The 20,699-nt window shown below is 74.8% G+C and carries 8 protein-coding genes; 7 read left to right on the plus strand and 1 reads right to left on the minus strand.

The genetic code is table 11. From position 1 onward, the window contains the following. Positions 1-27: 27 nt before the first annotated feature. Both IH45_RS0104305 and IH45_RS0104310 read left to right on the plus strand, forming a co-directional pair. The gene (locus tag IH45_RS0104305; protein ID WP_032916763.1) at positions 28-525 is read left to right on the plus strand and encodes a GNAT family N-acetyltransferase; all 498 of its coding nucleotides are present in this window, start codon (positions 28-30) and stop codon (positions 523-525) included. Positions 526-676: 151 nt separating this feature from the next. After that, a complete protein-coding gene (locus IH45_RS0104310; protein WP_078897220.1) occupies positions 677-7,939 on the plus strand; it encodes an amino acid adenylation domain-containing protein in 7,263 nt (2,420 codons plus the stop codon). Between the two features lie 89 nt (positions 7,940-8,028). Here IH45_RS0104310 and IH45_RS0104315 read toward each other — a convergent pair whose 3' ends face one another. Continuing rightward, positions 8,029-8,805, minus strand: a complete 777-nt coding sequence (locus IH45_RS0104315) for a thioesterase II family protein (protein ID WP_050514522.1) — start codon at positions 8,803-8,805, stop codon at positions 8,029-8,031. Positions 8,806-9,022: 217 nt separating this feature from the next. Here IH45_RS0104315 and asnB point away from each other — a divergent pair, with 217 nt between their 5' ends. The 5 genes from asnB to IH45_RS0104340 are packed head-to-tail and all read left to right on the plus strand — an operon-like array spanning position 9,023 to position 20,687. Then, positions 9,023-10,906, plus strand: a complete 1,884-nt coding sequence (gene asnB / locus IH45_RS0104320) for an asparagine synthase (glutamine-hydrolyzing) (RefSeq protein ID WP_030661546.1) — start codon at positions 9,023-9,025, stop codon at positions 10,904-10,906. Continuing rightward, on the plus strand, positions 10,903-11,664 hold the full coding sequence (locus tag IH45_RS0104325) for an aspartate/glutamate racemase family protein (RefSeq protein WP_050514523.1): 762 nt from the start codon (positions 10,903-10,905) through the stop codon (positions 11,662-11,664). Before asnB ends, IH45_RS0104325 begins: the two co-directional genes overlap by 4 nt. Then, positions 11,661-13,397 (plus strand): non-ribosomal peptide synthetase, encoded by a 1,737-nt coding sequence (locus IH45_RS01000000143145; RefSeq protein ID WP_030661550.1) that lies wholly within the window; start codon positions 11,661-11,663, stop codon positions 13,395-13,397. The genes IH45_RS0104325 and IH45_RS01000000143145 overlap by 4 nt, the downstream gene beginning before the upstream one ends. Continuing rightward, a complete protein-coding gene (locus IH45_RS01000000143150; protein ID WP_032916764.1) occupies positions 13,394-19,948 on the plus strand; it encodes a non-ribosomal peptide synthetase in 6,555 nt (2,184 codons plus the stop codon). Before IH45_RS01000000143145 ends, IH45_RS01000000143150 begins: the two co-directional genes overlap by 4 nt. 1 nt (position 19,949) lies before the next feature. Further along, the gene (locus IH45_RS0104340) at positions 19,950-20,687 is read left to right on the plus strand and encodes an aspartyl/asparaginyl beta-hydroxylase domain-containing protein (RefSeq protein WP_050514524.1); all 738 of its coding nucleotides are present in this window, start codon (positions 19,950-19,952) and stop codon (positions 20,685-20,687) included. Positions 20,688-20,699 lie beyond the last annotated feature (12 nt).

Consider the following 20,699-nt stretch of genomic DNA (forward strand, 5'->3'; position numbering starts at 1 on the left):
ATGCAACCGACAGAAGAGAGCGCCCCCATGTCGCCGAACCCGAACAGCGCAGAGGACAGCACGGCACCGCAGGACCTCCGGCTGCGCCGGGCGGAAGCGGCGGACGCCGCCGAGATCACGAACGTCTTCCTCGCCTCGCGGGCCGCGGCCATGCCGTACCTGCCCAGGCTGTACAGCGACGAGCAGACCCGGTCCTGGATCGAGGCCGTCGTCCTGCCCGGCAGCACGGTGTGGGTGGCCGAGACCGGGGAGCAGCCCGGGATCGTCGGCTTCGCCGCGCTCGACGGGACCGTGCTCGACCACCTCTACCTGCGGCCGGACGTACGACGGCAGGGCATCGGCTCGGCCCTCCTCGCCGCCGTCAAGGAGGCCTCTCCGCACGAGCTCTCGCTGCACGTCTTCCAGCGCAACCAGGCGGCCCGCGCCTTCTACGAGCGCCACGGCTTCACCGCCGGGGAGCTGAACGACGGCAGCCGCAACGAGGAGAACGAGCCCGACGTGACCTACCACTGGACCGCTCGCTGAGGTGAAGGCCGGCCGGGCCCCGTAACGCCCGGCCGCACGCACCGCACATCCATCGACGACCGACGGGGACCGCACGGAACCCGGCGCCTTCACACACCGGCAACGAGCGGCCCCCACCCGGGCGGCCGCGACGCGGGGGAGGAACGAAGAAGTGGTTGGCGAAAGCAGGGTGCCGGGGGAGATCCCGCTCTCCTACGCACAGCTCGCGCTGTGGTTCAACGACCGTGTCCAGGACGGCGACGCCTCCTACAACATGCCGGTGGCGCTGCGCCTGAAGGGGCCCCTCGACACCGGGGCCCTGCGCCACGCCCTGGCCGACGTCATGGCGCGCCACGACGCGCTGCGCACCGTGTTCCCCGACCGCGACGGCACGCCCTACCAGCGGATCCTCGCCCCCGGTGACTTCACGGTCCCCTTCACCGTGACCGACGCGGCCGAGGACGACCTGCCCGGACTCATCGGCGCGGCCTGCCGCGAATGCTTCGACCTCGCCTGCGAACCGCCGCTGCGGCTGCGGGTGTTCGCCCTCGGCCCCGACGACCACCTGGTGCTGATGGTCCAGCACCACATCGCCGGCGACGGCTGGTCGATGGCCCCCCTGGGCCGTGACCTCAGTACGGCGTACGTGGCGCGGTCCGAGGGCCGGGCACCCGAGTGGACGCCGCTCCCCGCCGACTTCGCCTCGTACGCCCTCGACCAGCACGAGAGCCTCGGCAGTCTCGACGACCCCGACAGCGGCATCAGCCGCCAGCTCGGCTACTGGAAGGAGGCGTTGGCGGGCCTGCCGGACTGCCTCGACCTGCCCACCGACCGGCCTCGCCCCGCCGTCATGTCCCACGAGGGCGACTACTTCCCCTGGGAATTCCCCGCCGCCCTGCACCGCGAGCTGCTGGCTCTCGCCCGCGCCTGCCGCGTCAGCCTCTTCATGGTGGTGCAGGCGGCGCTGGCGACCGTACTGTCCCGGTCCGGCGCCGGAACCGACATCCCCCTCGCCAGCCCCACCGCGGGACGCGGGGACGCCCGCTACGACGACGTGGTCGGCTACTTCGTCAATCCGCTGGTCCTGCGCGTGGACACCTCGGGCGACCCGACGTTCCGGGAGCTGCTCAAGCGGGTACGCCGGACCGACCTGCGGGGATTCTCGCACCAGGACATGCCGATCGAGCGGCTGATCGCGGCGCTCAACCCGCCGCGCTCCCTCGCCTGGCACCCCCTGTTCCAGGTCATGCTCGCCTTCCAGAACCTCCCCGAGGCGAGCCTGTCGCTGCCCGGCATCACCTGCGAGGTCGTGGAGGCGGACCCGGGCGGCGCCAAGTTCGACCTGTCGTTCAACATCATGGAGCGCAAGGACACCGACGGCGGGCCCGCCGGACTGACCTGCTTCGTCGAGTACAGCCACGACCTGTTCGAACGGGCCGGCGCCGAGGCGCTGATGCGGCGGCTCACCCTCCTGCTGGAAAGCGTCGTACGCGACCCCGACCAGCACATCGGCGACATCGGCCTGCTCACCGGCGACGACCTGGACGCCCTGCGCACCCTGTGGCACGGCCCCGGACTCGCCGTTCCCGACCGGACCTACCACCAGGCCTTCGAGGAGCGGGCAGCGGCCGACCCGGACGCGCCGGCCCTGGTCGCCGGCAGCACCCGGCTCACCTTCGGGGAACTCAACGCCCGCGCCAACAGCCTCGCCCGCGAACTGGTCCGGCGCGGCGCGGCGCCCGAACGCCTCGTCCTCCTGCTGCTGGACCGCGAAGCCGACGTGGTCGTCTCCCTCCTCGCGGTGCTCAAGTCCGGCGCCGCCTTCGTGCCGCTCGCCCCCGACACCCCCGCCGAGCGGCTCGCCGCCATCACCGCGGCCACCCGGCCGGTGTGCGCGCTCACCACCGGGCGGGCCGCCGGCCGGCTGCCGGGCTCAACGCCGGTGCTCGCCCTCGACGACCCGCGGGAACGGGAACGCATCGCGGAGCACCCCCCGGCCGACCTCACGGACGCCGACCGGGCCGGCGCCACGCGCCGCTCCGACCCCGCCTACGTCATCTACACCTCCGGCTCGACCGGCACCCCCAAGGGCGTCGTCGTGGAACACGACGCCCTCGCCCACCTGGCGCACCACCACCGCGTGCGGATGGCCCGCCGGCACGCCCCGGAGGGCAGCCCGCGCCTCGACGTCGGACTGGTCGCCTCCCTCAGCTTCGACACGGCCTGGGAGCCCTTCTTCTGGCTGCTCGACGGGCACTGCCTGCACCTCCTCGCCGACGAGGTGCGCCTCGATCCCGAGGCCCTGGTCGCCCATGTGCGGCGCGAGGGCATCGCCTTCCTCGACCTCACCCCGACCTACGCACAGGCGCTGTTGGCCGCCGGCCTGCTCGACGAGGGCGACCACCACCGCCCCGGTGTCGTCATGCTGGGCGGCGAAGCCGTCGGACCCGAGCTGTGGGCCCGGCTCGCCGCGATTCCCGGCACCCGGGTCCACAACTACTACGGGCCCACCGAGTTCACCGTCGACGCGCTCGCCTGCGAACTCACCGACAGCCCCACCCCGGTCATCGGCCGCCCGCTCGACAACACCCGCGCCTACGTCCTCGACGAGCGGCTGCGCCCCGCCCCCGTGGGCGTGCCCGGCGAGCTCTACCTCGCCGGCCCCCAGCTGGCCCGCGGCTACCTGGGCGCCCCCGCCCTCACCGCCGAACGGTTCCTCGCCGACCCGTACGGCCCGCACGGGTCCCGGATGTACCGCACCGGCGACCTCGCCCGGCTGCGCCGCGACGGCCGGGTCGAATACCTCGGCCGGGCCGACGAGCAGGTCAAGATCCGCGGCTTCCGCATCGAACCCGGCGAGATCGAGGCCGTGCTGACCCGCCATCCCGGTGTCGCGCAGGCGGCCGTGGCGGTCCGCGGCGAGGACGCGGGCGAGCCGTTCCTCGCCGCCTACGTCGTGCCGGCCGCCGGACCGGCCGTGGACGCGGCCGCGCTCCGCGACCACCTGGCGGCGCACCTGCCCGAGTACATGCTGCCCGCGGCCTTCGCCCGCCTGGAGCGGCTGCCGCTCACCATCAGCGGCAAACTGGACCGGCGCGCCCTGCCCGAACCGGACCTGCGCGTCTCCGGCGCGAGCGGCCGGCCCCCGGCCGACGCCCGCGAGGCGGCCCTCTGCGAGATCTTCGCCGATGTGCTGCGGGTGCCGGAGGCCGGACCGGACGACGACTTCTTCCGGCTGGGCGGCCACTCCCTGCTCGCCATGCGCCTGGTCAGCCGCGTCCGGGCGGTGACCGGCGCCGAACTGCCGATCCGGGCGGTCTTCGAGGCGCGCACACCGGCCGGCCTCGCCCGGCTGTGCGGTGCCACCGGCCGCCGGCCCGCGCTGGCGCCGGCCGAACGCCCGGCGCGGCTCCCGCTCTCGTACGCCCAGCGCCGGCTGTGGTTCCTCCAGCGCCTGGAGACCGACAGCGCCGCCTACCACATCCCGCTGCCCCTGCGGCTCGACGGCCCGCTGGACATCGGTGCGCTGGGCGCGGCCCTGCACGATGTCGTCGTCCGGCACGAGGCGCTGCGGACCGTGTTCCCCGACCGGGAGGGCGTGCCCTACCAGCGGGTTCTGTCTCCCGAGGAGCTGCCGTCGCTGCTGGACATCGTCCCCTTGGCCGCGGCCCGCGCCGAGGGTGAGGCGCTGGAGGAGGAGCTGCGCGCCGCGGCCTCCGTCCCGTTCGACCTGGCGAGCCGGCCACCCCTGCGGGCCCGGCTGTACCTCCTCGGGCCGGGCCGCCACATCCTCCTGCTGACCGTCCACCACATCGCCTGCGACGGCTGGTCCCTCGGCCCGCTCGCCGCGGATCTGAGCGTGGCGTACCGGGCGCGCGCCGAAGGGTGCGAGCCCGGCTGGGCGCCGCTGCCGGTCCAGTACGGCGACTACACCCTGTGGCAGAACGAACTCCTGGGGGACGCCCGTACGCCGGGCAGCGTCGCGGCCGAGCAGTGGGACCACTGGAGCAAGACGCTCGACGGGCTCCCCGACGAGGTGCCGCTGCCGGTCGACCGGCGCCGCACCCCCGAGACCGGGCACGAGGGCCGCACGGTCCCCGTCCGCGTCGACGCCGCCGTCCACCGCGCGCTCGCCGGGCTCGCCCGCGAGAGCGGCGTCAGCCTCTTCATGATCGTCCAGGCCGCCCTGGCCGCCCTCCTCACCCGCCTGGGCGCCGGGACGGACATCCCCCTGGGGACGCCGGTGGCCGGCCGTACCGACGAGAACCTCGACCACCTGGTCGGCTTCTTCGTCAACACGCTGGTGCTGCGCACCGGCACGGAGGGCGATCCGACCTTCCGCGAGCTGGTGCGCCGGGTGCGGGACGCGGACATCGCCGCGTACGCCCACCAGGACCTGCCCTTCGAGCAGCTCGTCGATCTCGCCAACCCCGAGCGGCAGCCCGGGCGCCACCCGCTGTTCCAGGTGGCCCTGGTCGTGGACCACGGGCTCGACATCGCCCTGGACATACCGGGGATCACGGCCGAGCGGCTCACCGTCCAGCTCGCGCCCGCGAAGTTCGACCTCACGGTCACGCTGGCCGCCGAACGTGCCGCCGACGGCGCCGAAGGACCGCTCACCGGCACCATCGAGTACCGCACCGACCTGTTCGAAGAGCCCACCGTCGCAGCCGTCGCCGACCGGCTCACGCGGCTGCTCACCGCCGCCGCGGACGACCCGGACCGGCGTATCGGCCGGATCGGTCTCCTCTCCGGCCACGAGCGGCACCTCCTCGCCGAGTGGAACGACACCCGCCGGGACCTGGAGCCCGGCACCCTCGCCGGCTCCGTCGCCGGGCAGGCGGCACGGACGCCGGACGCCACCGCGGTCGTCGACCAGGACCGTACGGTGACGTTCGCCGAGCTGGACGGGCTGGTCGGGGCGCTGGCCGGGCGGCTCGCCGCGCGCGGCGTCGGCCCGGGATCGGTCGTCGCCGTCGCCGTGCCCCGCTCGCTCGACCTGGTCGTGTCCGTGTGCGCGGTGCACCGCGCGGGCGCCGCCTATGTGCCCCTCGACCCCGACTACCCCGCCGAGCGGCTGGCGTTCATGCTGGAGGACGCCCGCCCCACCGCCGTGATCGCCACCCCGGAGGAGGCCGCGAAGCTCCGCGTGCCCGAGGGCGTGAGCCTGCTCGCGCCGCACGACCCGGCGGACACCGGCCGCGGAGTGCCGGCGGGGCCCACCCCGGCCGACCCCGCCTACGTCATCTACACCTCCGGCTCCACCGGCCGCCCCAAGGGCGTGGTGGTCCCGCACAGCGCCGTGACCAACCGGCTGAGCTGGGGCCAGGAGCAGTACCGGCTGACGTCCGACGACCGGGTGCTGCACAAGACGCCGTCGAGCTTCGACGTGTCGGTGTGGGAGATCTTCTGGCCGCTGGGAACCGGCGCCACCCTGGTCGTGGGGCGGCCGGAGGGCCACCGCGACCCGGCCTACCTGTGCGAGCTGATCCGCCGGGAGCGGGTCACGGTCGCGCAGTTCGTGCCCTCCATGCTGGACGCCTTCCTCCAGCACCCCGACGCCGGGCGGTGCGACTCGCTGCGGCTGGTGATCGTCGGCGGCGAGGCCCTGACCACCGCCACCGCGCGCCGGTTCCACCAGGTACTGCCGGGCATCCGGCTGGTCGACCAGTACGGCCCGACCGAGGCGGCGATCGAGGTGACCGCCTGGACCTGCCGCCCCGAGGACGACGACGGCCGGCCCGTACCCATCGGGCGGCCGGTGTGGAACACCCGCGTGCACATCCTCGACGGCGCACTCCAGCAGGTACCGCCGGGGGTCGCGGGGGAGCTGTACCTGGACGGCGCGCAGCTGGCCCGCGGCTACCTCGGGCGCCCGGCGCTCACCGCCGAGCGGTTCGTGGCCAACCCGTACGGCGGGCCCGGATCCCGTATGTACCGCACGGGCGACCTGGCCCGGTGGCGCCCCGACGGCGCCGTCGAGTACCTGGGCCGCATCGACGGCCAGGTCAAGGTCCGCGGATTCCGTATCGAGCTGGGCGAGATCGAGGCCGCGCTGGGGGAGCACCCGGCCGTCGCGGCGGGGGTCGTCGTGGTCCGGCAGGACCGGCAGGGCGCTCCCCGGATCGTCGCGTACGTGGTGCCGGTCGCCGGCGCGCCCGCCCCCACCACCGGAGACCTCCGCGAGCATCTGCGCAGCCGGTTGCCGGAGCACATGGTGCCCACCGGTTACGTCACGCTCGACGGCCTGCCGGTGACGCCCAACGGCAAGCTGGACCGCGCCGCGCTGCCCGAGCCCGCCGCCCCGGCCGCCCCGGCCGCCCGGGACGAGCGGGTGCCGCGGGAGCCGGCCACGCCCCTGGAGGCGGCGCTCACCGCCCTGTTCGCCGAGGTGCTGGACCTCTCGGCGGTCGGCCCCGAGGACGACTTCTTCCTGCTGGGCGGGCACTCGCTCATGATGGTGCGGCTCGTCGAACGCATCCGCGCCGAACTCGAAGTGGAACTGCCGATCCACGCCCTCTTCGACAACCCGTCACCGAGCGCGCTCGCGCTGCGCATCGCACGGGAGCGCGGCACCGAGGCCCTGTCCGCCACCGGCGCGGCAGCCTGGGAGCCGGTGCTGCCGCTGCGGGCCCAGGGCACCCGCCCGCCGCTGTTCTGCGTCCACCCGGTCGTCGGCGACGGCTTCGGCTACGTGGGGCTGCTGCGTTCCCTGGACCCGGAACAGCCCGTGTACGCGCTCCAGGGCATCGGCCCGGCGGGCGGGCGACGGCGGCCCGCCACGATGGGCGGACTCGCCGCCGAGTACGTGACCCGCATCCTGGAGGTGCAGCCGAAGGGGCCCTACCGTCTCCTCGGCTGGTCGTTCGGCGGTGTGCTGGTCCACGAGATGGCGGTCCAGCTCCGGGAGCGCGGCGAGCGGGTCGAGCTGCTGGCGACGCTGGACAGCGTCCCGCCCGGCGAGCACGACCGGCGGGCGCACGCGGACGCGGTCGGCGAGGCCGACGTCATACGGGCCCTGCTCGACGCCGTGGGCGCGTCGCCGGAGGAGATCGCCGCCGTGGACGACGGCCGGGCGCCCGACCCGGAGGAACTGCTCGGACTGCTCGGCCCCGTCCTCGGCGCGTCGGCGCCCGCCGACCGGGCGGCACTGGACGCCATGGTCGACACCTGCCGCTACCACGGCGAGCTGATGGTCCGCTGGGTGCCGCGGGTGTACGACGGGGATCTGCTCGGCTTCACCGCGACGGCCGAAGCACGGCGGGCCGGCACGGTGGGGCGCGCGACGGCGGCCGAGCTGTGGGGCCCGTACGTGGCGGGACGCATCGTGGAGCATTCGGTGGCGGCCCGGCACCTCCAGATGGTGGAGCCCGGGCACATCGACACCATCGGCCGGGTCATCGCCGGTGAACTGGCCCGCCGGGACGAGCGATGACCTCCGCGGGGCCCCGTCCGCCCGCCGGCGCACACCGCGCCGGCGGCACCCGCCCGGACGCCTCGGCGCCCGGGCGGGCGGTGACCGCCTCAGCCCGCGGCCGGCGCCGCGTGCTCCCGTACCGCGGCGGCGACCTCGGCCATGACCTCGGCCGGCCGGGCGTGCAGGAAGAAGTGGTCACCGGGCAGGACCCGGTGACGGAAGCCGCCGGCGGTCATCGCCCGCCAGCCGGTGATCCACTCCGGCCCCGCCAGCCGGTCGTCGGCTCCGCCCAGCGCCACGACCGGGCAGGGCAGTACGGTCGGCCGGACGTCCGTCATGTAGCGGGCCAGCAGACCGAGATCGGCCCGCATCACCGGCAGCAGCATCTCCAGCAGTTCCCGGTGCTCCAGGACTTCGGCGGGCGTGCCGCCCAACTCGACGATCCCGCGCAGCAGTTCGTCGTCGCTCCGGTCGTGCAGCGGCAGCGCGACGGGGGCACCGGGCGGACGGCAGCCGGACGCCACCACGGCCCGCGGCAGCGGCCGGCCGGCCTGTGCCAGGCGCCGCGTCGTCTCGTACGCGATCTGGGCGCCCATGCTGTGCCCCAGAAGCAGGAACCTCTCCTGTTCCGGGCGCCCCGCCAGCACCGCCAGGAAGCCGTCGACGACGTCGGCCATCGAGTCGAGCAGGGGTTCGCCGATGCGGGTGCCCCGGCCGGGCAGCTCCACCGGTACAAAACTCAGCCCCGGCACCTCCTGGGAGCGGGCCCAGGCGAGGTAGGCGCCCGCCGCGCCGCCGGCGTGCGGGAGACAGTAGACACGGACGGTCTCCGCTCCGGCCTCCGGGCCGGCGGCGTCCCAAGGTGTCCAACGATTCCGTGCCACTGCATTCTGCCCTTCTGTGTTCCTGGATTTCCGTGCGGGCCGCGGCCCGCGGGGCGACCCTATTCGCGAATTCGCTCGGCGGCCAGCTCCGGCGTGCAGTCAATGCGGCTGCCCCGCACTCTCGTTGAAAACTTTTCATTGACCTCGATCTGTTGCGTGGGCTAGCGTCGGACCTGCATCTGTTGTTGTGCGGATGTGAAACGGGGGACTCCTCAACTTGTGCGGAATAGTAGGTGCTTTCTCCCTCGGTGGAGCGCATCGGATCGACGACCAGACCATTTGCCGGATGACCTCCGAACTAATTCACCGGGGCCCGGACGATCAGGGGTTCCACGCTGCCGACGGTATTGCGCTGGGATTTCGCAGACTCGCGCTGAACGACCTGGAGCGGGGTAATCAGCCGCATTTCTCGGAGGACCGCTCCCTGGTCTCCGTCTGCAACGGCGAGATCTACAACCACCGGCGGCTGCGTACCGCACTGGCCGAAAAGGGCCACCGGTTCCGCACCGGGTGCGACACCGAGGTGCTCGTCCACCTCTACCGCGAGTACGGCACCGGCCTCGTCGCCCACCTGGACGGCCAGTTCGCCTTCGCCGTGCACGACGCCCCCGCCGGGCGCCTGCTTCTCGCCCGTGACCACGCCGGGATCGTGCCCCTCTTCTACACGGTCGTGGACGGACTGCTCCTCTTCGCCTCGGAGATCAAGGCCCTGCTGCGCCACCCGGCGGTCCGCCCCCGCGTCGACCTCCGCGGCCTCGACCAGATCCTCAGCCTGCCGGGGCTCGTCAGCCCGCGCACCATGTTCGAAGGCATCAAGGCCCTGCGGCCGGGGGAGAGGCTGATCGCCGACGCGTCCGGGGTGACCGTACAGCGGTACTGGGACCTGGACTACCCGGCCGCCGACGCCCTGGAGCCCCTGGACGCCGGCGGCATGGACACCGAACTCGCCTGCGCGGCAGAGCATATGACGACACTCCTGGACGACGCGGTGCGCGACCGGCTCGTCGCCGATGTCCCCGTGGGCCTCTACCTCAGCGGCGGTCTCGACTCCAGCCTCATCGCCGCGCTCGCGGCAGGCTCCCGGCCGGATCACGCCTGGCCGAGCTACTCCGCGGTCTTCCCCGGCCACGACTTCGACGAGAGCCCCCACCAGCGGCTGGTCGCCGCCAAGCTGGGCACCCGCCACCACGAAGTGCCCGTCCGGCACGGCGATCTCGCCGCTCAGCTGACCGCCATGGTCCGGCACGCCGAGACGCCCGTCCGCGAGTCGTACAACGTCTGCTCGATGATGCTGTCCCGGGCGGTACGCGCCGACGGCACCGTCGCCGTGCTCACGGGGGAGGGCGCCGACGAACTCTTCGGCGGCTACCCCGGGTACCGCTACGACGCCGCCGGACTCGGCGCCGCCCGGCTCAGCGGCCTCGACGCCGAACTGGAGCGGGAGATCCGGCACCGGATGTGGGGCGCCGACTTCGGCTACGAGACCGACCACCTCGTCGCACAGGAATTCCGCCGCGACCTGTACTCCGACGATCTCGCCGACTGCTTCGACGAGTTCACCGTCACCTCCCAGCGCCTGGTCGACGCCGAGCGGCTGCGCGGCCGCCACCCCCTGCACCAGCGCTCCTACCTTGACTTCCACCTGCGGCTCGCCGACCACCTGCTCGGCGACCACGGCGACCGGATGGCCCTCGCCCACTCCGTCGAACTGCGCTTTCCGTTCCTGGCCCGCGGGGTCGTCGACCACGCCGCCGCACTGCACCCGGACCTGATGGTGGCCGGCGGGACGGAGAAGGCCGTACTGCGGCGGGTCGCCGAAGGCCGCGTGCCCGGCGAGGTGCTGGCCCGCCCCAAGTTCGGCTTCCGCGGCCAGACCAGCAGCCACCTGCTCGCCGGCGGCGCCGACTGGTTCGAGGAACTGCTCGCACCGTCGGTGGTGCGCAAGCAGGGCTACTTCAACCCCGACACCGTGGCGGCCCTCGTCCGCCACCAGCGCGAACAGGGTGGCCAGGTGCACGCCCACCTCGACACGGACTACCTGATGGTCATCGCGACATTCGCCCTCTTCGTCGAGGAGTTCGGCCTGCCGTGTATCGGATGACCCACCCCGCCGCCCCCGGCGGCCGGACCGCCCCCGGGACCAGGCCGTACGGCGTGCCCTCGGCGCTGCCGCTGGTCGGCATCGTCGGCGGCATGGGCCCCCTGGCCTCCACCGAACTACTGCGCACCGTCTACCACAGCGGCGACGGACGCCGCGAACAGGAGACGCCCCGGGTCCTGCTGTGGTCCGACCCCGCCGTGGTCGACCGCACCGAGGCCATCGGCACCGGCGACCTCGAACCGCTGTACCGGGCCGTGGAGAACGCCGTGCGCGGCCTGGTGACCGCCGGCGCGGAACGGGTCGTCGTCGCGTGCGTCACGGCGCACAGGGTGCTCGGCGACCTGCCGCCCGACCTCCTCACGCGCTGTGTGTCCCTGGTGGACGTCGTCCACCAGGAACTGATCCGCACCGCACGGCCGCACCTCCTGCTGTGCACCAAGGGCACCGCCCGGGCCGGCATCCTGACCTCCGGCCCGTACGCGGACCGGGCGGTGCCCCACCTCGTCCCGCTCCGGCCGGACGACCAGGAGGCACTGCACCGCGAGGTCTACCACGTCAAGCGCGGCGGGGACCCGCTGCGCACGGCCGGCTTCCTCCGCGACACCCTGCCCCGTTACGGGGTGCGGTCCTACGTCGCCGCCTGCACCGAACTCCACCTGGTCACCCGGGCCGTCGCCGCCACGGGCCGGCCGGACGGGTTCTCCGCCATAGACCCGCTGACGGTCGTGGCCCAACGGATCAAGAACGGAGAGCTGTGAGCCACCCCACGACCCTGGAGCGCTGGGCCGACCACGTCGAGCGGGACGGGCAGGCGCCCGCCGTGGCCACCCCCGAACGGGAATGGAGCCGCGGCGAACTCGCCCGGTACACCGCCGGACTGCGGGCCCGGCTCGCCGCGGACGCCGGATCGGGGCCGGCCCTCATCGCCTGCGCCGAACCCGTCCCGGTCATCGCGGCCATCCTGGCCTGCGCCGCCACCGGGCGGACGTTCGCCCCCGTCGACATCCGGCAGCCCGCGGCGCGCTGGGCCGCGCTGCTGGAGGACCTGCGCCCGGCCGTCATCGTCACCGACCGGGCCGGCGGCGACAGCCTCGGCCCCCACCACGGCCCCGCGGCCGGCCCGCCGGTCATCGACGCCGGCACCGTCGAGCCCGCGCGGTGGCGCGCGGCGGACTGGCAGGGCCTTGACGTACCCGACGCGGGATACGTCTACTTCACCTCGGGCACCACCGGACGCCCCAAGGGCATCAAGGGCAGCCTCCGGGCCGTCGAGCACTTCCTCGACTGGGAGACCACCGAGTTCGGCATCACCGAGGACACCCGCGTCTCGCTGCTCACCTCGCCCGGCTTCGACGCGTTCCTGCGCGACGCGCTCGTCCCGCTGCGCTCCGGGGGCAGCGTCCGGGCCGCCGCCCCCGGCGCCGTACCCGTCGCCGCCTCCCTCGCCGAGTGGCTGGAGAAGCAGGGCGTCGAGGTGCTGCACTGCGTACCCACCCTCTTCCGCACCCTGCGGGCCGCCGGCCTCACCTCCGGCTCCCTGCCCGCACTGCGCACCGTGCTGCTCGCCGGCGAACCCGTCCGGCCCGCCGATGTCGCCTGGTGGCGCGGCCTGTTCGGCGACGGCAAGGCACTGGTCAACCTCTACGGACCGTCCGAGACCACCATGACCAAGGTCTTCCGGCGCCTCGGCGCCGAGGACGCCGAGGCCGGGACGGTGCCCGCCGGCCTCCCCCTGCCCGGCGTCGACATCCGGGTCCTGGCCGCGGGCGCACCGGTCACCGACACCATCGGCGAGATCGAGATCCACACCCCCTTCCCGCTCGGCGGCTACCTCGACGGCCGCGCCGGAGGGTTCACCGGCACCCACGGCTACCGCACGGGCGACCTCGGGCGGCTGCGCCCCGACGGCGTCCTGGAAGTCCTCGGCCGCCGCGACCAGCAGGTCAAGGTCAACGGCGTACGCGTCGAACTGGGCGAGATCGAGGACGCGCTGCGCCGCCACCCGGGCGTCCGCGACGTGTGCGCCGCCGCCGTGGCCGAAGAGGACGCCGACCCCGTCCTCGTCGCCTACGTGGTCACCGACGACTCCCTCACCGACGAGGAACTGCGCGCCCACGCCGACGCCGGGCTCGCCCCCGGCAGCCGTCCCGCCCGCTACCTCCGGCTCGCCGCCATCCCGCGCACGCTGAACGGCAAGGCCGACCGCCGCGCCCTGCCGATGCCTTCGGCCGTACAGGCCGCCGCCACCGAGGACGGCCCGAGGAACGACACGGAGGCCCGGATCGCCGGGGTGTGGTGCGAGCTGCTGCACCTGTCGGCCGTCGGACGCCACGACGACTTCACCCTGCTCGGCGGCGACTCCCTGGCCATCGCCCGCCTGCTGGACCGGCTGCGCTCGCTGTTCGGCGTGGACGTCCCCCTGCGGACCTTCGTCGGCGACCCGACCGTCTCCGGTCTCGCCGCCGCCGTGACCTCCCGGAGCAGCCGATGAGCCCCGCCGCCGTACCGCCCAGGCCCGAACGGGGCCGTGCGCCGCTCTCCTACGCCCAGCGTTCGATCTGGCGCGCCGAACAGGTGGTCCCCGGCAGCGCCCTGCACAACGAGACCGCGGCGTTCCGCCTCGACGGCCCGGTGGACGCCGACGCCCTCGAACGGGCGCTGGCCGCCCTCGCCGCCCGCCACGAGGCGATGCGCTGCGCCGTCGTCGCGGACGGCGACGGCGAACCGTGGCAGCACTTCGCGGACCGCGTCCTGCCCGCCGTCGAACGGACCGACCTCTCCCACCTGCCGGAGCGGCAGCGCGAGGAACAGCTCGCCGAACGCGTCGCCCAAGCCGTGGCGGCACCGTTCGACCTGGCCAGGCCGCCGCTGATGCGCACCTGCCTCTACCGGCTCGGCGCGGACCGGCACCTGCTGCTCTTCGTCGCCCACCACATCGTCGTCGACGCCTGGGCGTTCGGCGTCTTCCTCGAAGAACTCGCCGCGCGGTACGCCGCCGAGACCGGTGGCCCGGCGGCCGGACCACCGGCTCCCGGCCGTGACTTCGGCGATTACGCCGCCTGGCAGCGCAGCGACCCCGCCGCCGCCCACGGCCTGGACCACTGGCGCGAACGGCTCGGCGGCGAACTTCCGGTACTGCGCCTGCCCGCCGACGGACCCGGCGCCGGACGCCCCGCCGACGCCATCGCCGGCGCCGTCCACCGCTTCGTCATCCCCGCCGGCCTCGTCACCCGCCTCGGCTCCCTGGCCCGGACCCACCTCGCCACCCTGCCCACCGTGGTGCTCACCGCGTTCGGCGCCCTCGCCCAGCGCTACACCGGCCAGGACGACCTCGTCGTCGGCATGCCCGTCGCGACCCGCAACCGCCCCGCCCTGGGCGCCATGATCGGCCCGCTGCTCAACATCGTGGCCCACCGCGTCGACCTCTCCGGCGACCCCGCCTTCGACGCGGCGCTACGGCACACCCGGCAGCGCCTCAAGAGCGACCTCGCGCACCGGGACACCCCGTTCGACCTGGTCGTCGAGGACCTCGCCCCGGCGGGCGGCGGCCGGTCCCCGCTCTTCCAGCTGATGTACGCCTTCCACAGCGGACCGACCACCCTGCTGCGGCTGCCGGGCGTCGGGACCACGGCGGCCCCGGCGCACAGCGGCACCGCCAAGTACGACCTCTCCCTGTTCGTACGGCCCAGGCCGTCCGGCGACCTCGATGCCGAGCTGGAGTACCGCACCGCGCTGCTGTCCCCGCAGACCGTCCAGGGCATGGCGGAAGGGCTGTTGTGCCTGCTGGAGGCGGCCGTCGCCGAGCCCGGCCGCCGCCTCTCCGAGCTGCCCGTGATGACCGCCGCGCAGACCCGGCGCGTGCTGACGGAATTCAACGCCTCCGACCGGACGCGGCCCGAGTGGTCCACCGTTCCCGAGGCCCTGCGTGCCCTTGCGGCCCGGTCCGGCGACGCGCCCGCGGTCGTCCACGGCGACGAGGTTCTGACGCGCGCGGAGCTGGACGCCGCCGCCGACCGCGTCGCCGCGCGCCTCACCGCCCGCTGGTCCGTTCGCCCCGGTGACCGGGTGGCACTGCTCGTGCCGCGCGACACGGGACTCATCCCGCTGGTCGTCGGACTGTGGCGGGCCGGAGCCGTCCTCGTCCCGCTCGACGAGACCATGCCGGACGAGCGCATGCGGTACGTCCTGGAGGACAGCGGGGCCCGGCTGCTCGTCACCGGATCCGGCGCCTCCGCGGCACAGGGCCACGCCGTACCGTGCGCTGCCGCGGCGGAACTGCTGGCCGCGTCGGGTGACGAGACAGCCGGGGCCGGTCTCCCCGCCGCCGACGCCCTCGCCTACCTGATGTACACCTCCGGCTCCACCGGCCGGCCGAAGGGCGTGGCCGTACCGCACGACCGCGTCGCCAACCTGCTGCACAGCATCGTCCGCGAGCCGGGACTGGGCCAGGACGACGTCCTGGTCGCCGTCACCTCCCTCACCTTCGACATCTCGGTGCTCGAACTCTTCGCCCCGCTCGTAGCGGGAGCCCGGGTCGTGATCGCGCCGCACGCCACGGTCCGCGACCCCGACGGGCTCGGCGCCCTGCTGGACCGGTCCGGTGCCACCGTCATGCAGGCCACACCCTCCCTGTGGCGCGCCCTGCTCGACGGAGGCTGGCCGGGGCGGCCCACGCTGCGGGCGCTCAGCGGTGGCGAGGCCCTGGACCCCGCGCTCGCCGAGCGGCTCCTGGAGCGCTGCGCCGAACTGTGGAACCTGTACGGCCCCACCGAGACGACCATCTGGTCGACGGCCGGGCGCGTCCTGCCGGGGGAACCGGTCACCGTCGGGCGCCCCGTGACCCGCACCTACTGCCACATCCTCGACCGGCACGGCCGGCCGGTGCCCGTCGGCGCCGCCGGGGAACTGGTCGTCGGCGGCGCGGGCGTCACCGCCGGATACTGGAACCGGCCCGACCTCACCGCCGCCGCGTTCGTCCCCGACCCGGTGGGCGCCGACCCGCTGGGCGACGACGCCCCGGTCTACCGCACGGGCGACCTCGCGCGGTATCTGCCGGACGGCCGGATCGCCGTCCTCGGCCGCGCCGACCAGCAGGTCAAGATCCTCGGCCACCGCGTCGAACTCGGAGAGATCGAAGCCCTGCTGACGCGCCACCGGCAGGTGCGGGCCGCCGCCGTCGTGGCCGACGGGGACCGCCGCACGACGCCCCGGCTGGTCGCGTTCGTCGTCCCCGAGAACACCGCCGAGGACACCGCCGCGGACCCGGCCGCCCTCGGCGCGGAACTCCGCCGCCACCTGCGCACTGCGCTCCCGGCCGCGGTCGTGCCCGCCACCGTCGTCCCGCTCGACGGGCTCCCGCTGAACGCCAGCGGCAAGGTGGACCGCCCCGCCCTGACCGCAGCGGCCCGCGCCCTCCCCGACACGGCGGCCACCGCCGGACGGGTCGCGCCCGCCACCGACGCCGAACGGACCGTCGTCGCCCTCTGGGCCGACCTGCTCGGCGCGGACCCCCGTACGACGGGCGTCACCGACGACTTCTTCCTCTCCGGGGGCAATTCCCTCGTCGCCACCCGGCTCCTCGGCCGCGTCCGCGACGCCCTCGGCCACGCCCCGTCCCTCGCGGACTTCTACGCCGACCCCACCCCGCGCGGCCTGACCGCCTGCCCGCCGGCCGGGCCGGACCTCCCGGACACCCCGCACCCGGCACCGGCGCCGGAAGCTCCGGTGCCGCTCACCGACCAGCAGCGGCAGCTGTGGCTCACCCAGCGCCTCGCGCCCGACTCCGCCGCCTACAACCTGGCCGCCGCGGTCCGGCTCGACCGCCCGGCCGACGCCGGTGCCCTCACCCGGGCCCTGCGCGACCTGGTCACCCGCCACCCGGTGCTGGCGGCCCGCTGCCACCTCGCCGACGAGGGCCCCGTCCTCGTCCGCCTGCCCGCCGACTCCGTCCGCCTCACCGTGCTCGACGCGCCGGACGCAACCGCCGCACCGGGTGCCGGAGCGACCCGGGCCTGGCTGGAGTCCGTCACCGCCGACGAGGCCGTACGCCCCTTCGACCTCGCCGAAGGGCCGCTGCTGCGCGTCACGCTGCTGCGCGCCCCCGACGCCTGCGTCCTGCTGTTCACCGCGCACCACATCGCCGTCGACGGCTGGTCGATCACCGTGGCGGTCCGCGAACTCGCCGCGCTCCACGCCCTCCACACCGGCACCGGAACCCCCCTGCCGCCCCCTGCCCGCGAATTCCTCGGCCACGCCGTGGCCGCGACCGGCCCCGCCGCCGTCGCGGTCCGCGACGCCCAGCTCGCCTACTGGCGTACTCGCCTCGACGGCCACCCCGGGGTCCTCGACCTGCCGGCCGACCCCGACGCCGGTCCCTGCCCGCCGGGCACCGGGGACACTGTGCCCGTCGTCCTGTCGCCGGACCTCACCGCCCGCCTGCGGGCCACCGCCGCCCGGCTGCGGATCACCCCCTTCTCCGTGCTGCTCACCGTCTACGCGTCCCTGCTGGGGCGCTACGCCGGCACGGACGACGTCATCGTCGGCGTGCCCGCCGCCAACCGGGGCGCGCCGGAGCTGGAGGGCCTGGTCGGCTCCCTCGTCAACAGCCTGCCGGTCCGCGTCGACCTCACCGGCAATCCGTCGTTCGCGGACCTCGCCCGCCGTACGGCACGACGGCTCGCCGCCGACCTCGACCGGCCGCTGGTGCCGCTCGACCGGCTCGTGGACGGCCTCGGCGTGGCGCGTGACCCCGGACGGCCCGCCCTCGCCCAGGCCACCCTCGTACTCCAGGAGGCACTGCCGGGGCTGATCCGGCTCGGCGAGGCCACCGGGGAACTGCGCCCCGTGCCGACCCGCACCGCCAAGTACGACCTGACGCTCGCGCTGGAGGAGCACCCCGACCGTATGGAGGGCGTGCTGGAGTACGCCTCCGCGATGTTCACCCCGGAGTCGGCGGGCCGCTTCGCACGCCATCTGGAGACCCTGCTGCGCGCGGCGCTCGACGACCCCGGGGCCGAGGCCGCACGCGCCCCGCTCGACCCGGCCGGGCAGGAGACGCCGTCACCCCGGCCCGCCCGTCCCGCGGGCACCGCACGCGCGGCGTACGCCACACCCGTCCACGAGCTCTTCCGCGCACAGGCCGCGGCACGGCCCGACGCGGTCGCCGTCCGCCACGGCGGACGGGGCCTCACTTACGCGGCGCTCGACGCCTGGAGCGACCGGATCGCCGCGCGGCTGCTGCGCCTCGGCGCGGCACCGGGCCGTTTCGTCTCGGTCCTGCTGCCCACCGGCACGGCGCAGACCGCGGCGGTCCTGGCGGTGGCCAAGACCGGGGCCGCCTTCGCGGTCCTCGACCCGGAGAGCCCCGAACTCCGGCTGCGGGCCGTGCTCGCGGACGCCGAGCCGCTGTGCGTACTGGCCGACGAAGGGTGCCTGACCGGCTTGCCCGAACTGTGGGACCGGGGGGCCGGCCGGTTCGCCGGTGTCCCCGTCGAGCCGCTGCCGTCGGAGCCGCAGCCGTCCGACGGGCCGGAGGCCGGTGCGCATCCGCCGGTCCCCTCCGCACCGGTCACCGGGGACGATGCCCTGTGCCTGGTGTACACCTCCGGATCCACCGGAGCCCCCAAGGGCATCGCCCTGCCGCACGCGTCGCTCACCCAGTTCGCCGACTGGCAGGGAGAACGGTTCGGCATCGGCTCCCACAGCCGTATCGCCCAGTGGGCGCCGTTCACCTACGACGCCGCCTACACCGAGGTGTTCGCGGCGCTCTGCCACGGCGCCACGCTGTGCGTACCGCCGGACGAGACCCGCCGGGACCCGGTGGCCATGGCCGCCTGGCTCGGGGCCGAGCGGATCACGCAGATCCAGACCGTACCCGGCTTCTTCGCCGTGCTCACCGAGGCACTGGAGCGCGACGAGACCGAACTGCCCGATCTGGAACACGTCCTGCTGGCGGGCGAAGTGCTGCCGCCCTCGCTCGCCGCCGCCTGGGCCGAGCGGACCGTCCGGCCCCGGCTGCACAACCTGTACGGGCCCACCGAGTGCGTCCTGGCCACCCACCGCGAGCTGGCGCCGGGGGAGGGGTTCACACGGTCCGTACCCATCGGCCGGCCCATCGCGGGACGGGAGGCGCTGGTGCTCGACCACCGCGGCCGGCCCTGCCCGGTGGGCGTGGCGGGCGAGATCCACCTGCGCAGCGACTTCCTCGCCGGTTCCTACCACCGCCGGCCCGAGGAGAGCGCCAAGGCCTATGTGCCCGACCCGTGGCGGCCCGGCGGCACGCTGTACCGCACCGGGGACCTCGGCCGGTTCCTGCCCGGCGGCGAACTCGCCTTCACCGGCCGCACCGGCAGCCTGGTGAAGATCCACGGCAACCGCGTCGAACTGGAGGAGATCGAGGCGCTCCTGCAGGCGCACCCGGCGGTCCGCGAGGCCGCCGCGGCCCTGCACGGCACCCCCGCGGCGCCCCGGCTCCTCGGCTACGCGGTCGTGGACGGCGCCGTCACCGGGGACGACCTCCGCGTCCACCTCGCTGAGCGGCTGCCCGCCGCGGTCGTGCCCGAGAGCGTCGTGCTGCTGGACGCGCTGCCCCGCACCCGTACCAACAAGCGGGACCGCGCCCGGCTCCCCGCCCCGCGCACGGCCGCCCCGGACGGGGTGACGCCGCCCCGCGAAGGGCCGGAGCAGCTCGTCGCCGCGGCATGGCGGCAGGTGCTGGGCGCCGACCGGCCCGTCGGCCGCCACACGAACTTCTTCGAAGCGGGCGGCAATTCACTGCTGGCGGCCCGGCTCCAGCTGGAACTCGGCCGCCGACTCGGCCGCGAGGTACGGCTCGTGGACATCTTCGCCCGGCCCACGGTCGCCGAATTCGTCGCCGGCCTGCGCCTCGACACGGCGGGCGACGCGCCGCACGAGCCCCGCCACAACGGGCCCGCCGGCCCCGTCGACGACGTCGCCGCGCGCGCCGGACGCCGGCGGGCCGCCGTCCGGGCCCGGGCCCGCGACCGGGCCGACCAGTTCAACGTACCGACAGGGAGAGACTGACATGGACGTGCGGAGCATGATGACGGAGCTGCGCGACGCGGTGGGCTCCGAAGGACTCGACCGGGTCGAGGAGTGCCTCGCCATCCTCGTCGGTGAGCGGGCCCCCGAATACCTCCACGACGACCAGGAGCCCACCCGGCTCTTCTTCCCGGAGATCAGCGCCCTTCCGTGGCACGACACCGCGGACCGGCCGTGGGTGGCCGGCATGGAGGCCGCCTACGAGGAGATCAAGGCGGAATTCCTCGCCCTGCGCGAGGCGGAGGCCCGCTTCGCCCCCTACGAGGACCTCTACACCAAGGAACTCGGCTGGCAGGGCTGGGACACCTACCAGATCTACCGCGACGGCGCCTGGCGCGACGAGGCCCGCGAGCGCTGCCCGAAGACCTGCGAGGCGCTCGGAGCCACCCCGCACGGCCCGCGCGACGGCATGTTCACCGTCCTCAACCCCGGCGTCCACATCACACCCCACACCGGCGGCGTGAACCTGCTGCTCACCGCCCACCTGCCGCTGATCGTCCCGCCCGGCTGCGCCATCAAGGTCGGTGACGACGAACGGGGCTGGGAGGAGGGCAAGGTCATCCTCTTCGACGACAGCTTCATCCACGAGGCGTGGAACCGGGGCACCCAGCAGCGTGCCGTCCTGCTGTGGGACGTCTGGCACCCGGACCTCACCGCCGCCGAGGTCCGGGCCCTCGAATACCTGATGCCGCGCTTCCAGCGCTACCTGATGGCGGTCTGACCCCGCACCGGA

This window comes from Streptomyces rimosus subsp. rimosus, assembly GCF_000720725.1.
Classification (GTDB): Bacteria; Actinomycetota; Actinomycetes; order Streptomycetales; family Streptomycetaceae; genus Streptomyces; species Streptomyces rimosus_A.

Bases quoted from the DNA above. Each gene is read 5' to 3' on its own strand.
- IH45_RS01000000143150 (WP_032916764.1), top strand. From the start codon at position 13,394: ATGAGCCCCGCCGCCGTACCGCCCAGGCCCGAACGGGGCCGTGCGCCG.
- IH45_RS0104305 (WP_032916763.1), top strand. From the start codon at position 28: ATGTCGCCGAACCCGAACAGCGCAGAGGACAGCACGGCACCGCAGGAC.
- IH45_RS0104325 (WP_050514523.1), top strand. From the start codon at position 10,903: ATGACCCACCCCGCCGCCCCCGGCGGCCGGACCGCCCCCGGGACCAGG.
- IH45_RS0104340 (WP_050514524.1), top strand. From the start codon at position 19,950: ATGGACGTGCGGAGCATGATGACGGAGCTGCGCGACGCGGTGGGCTCC.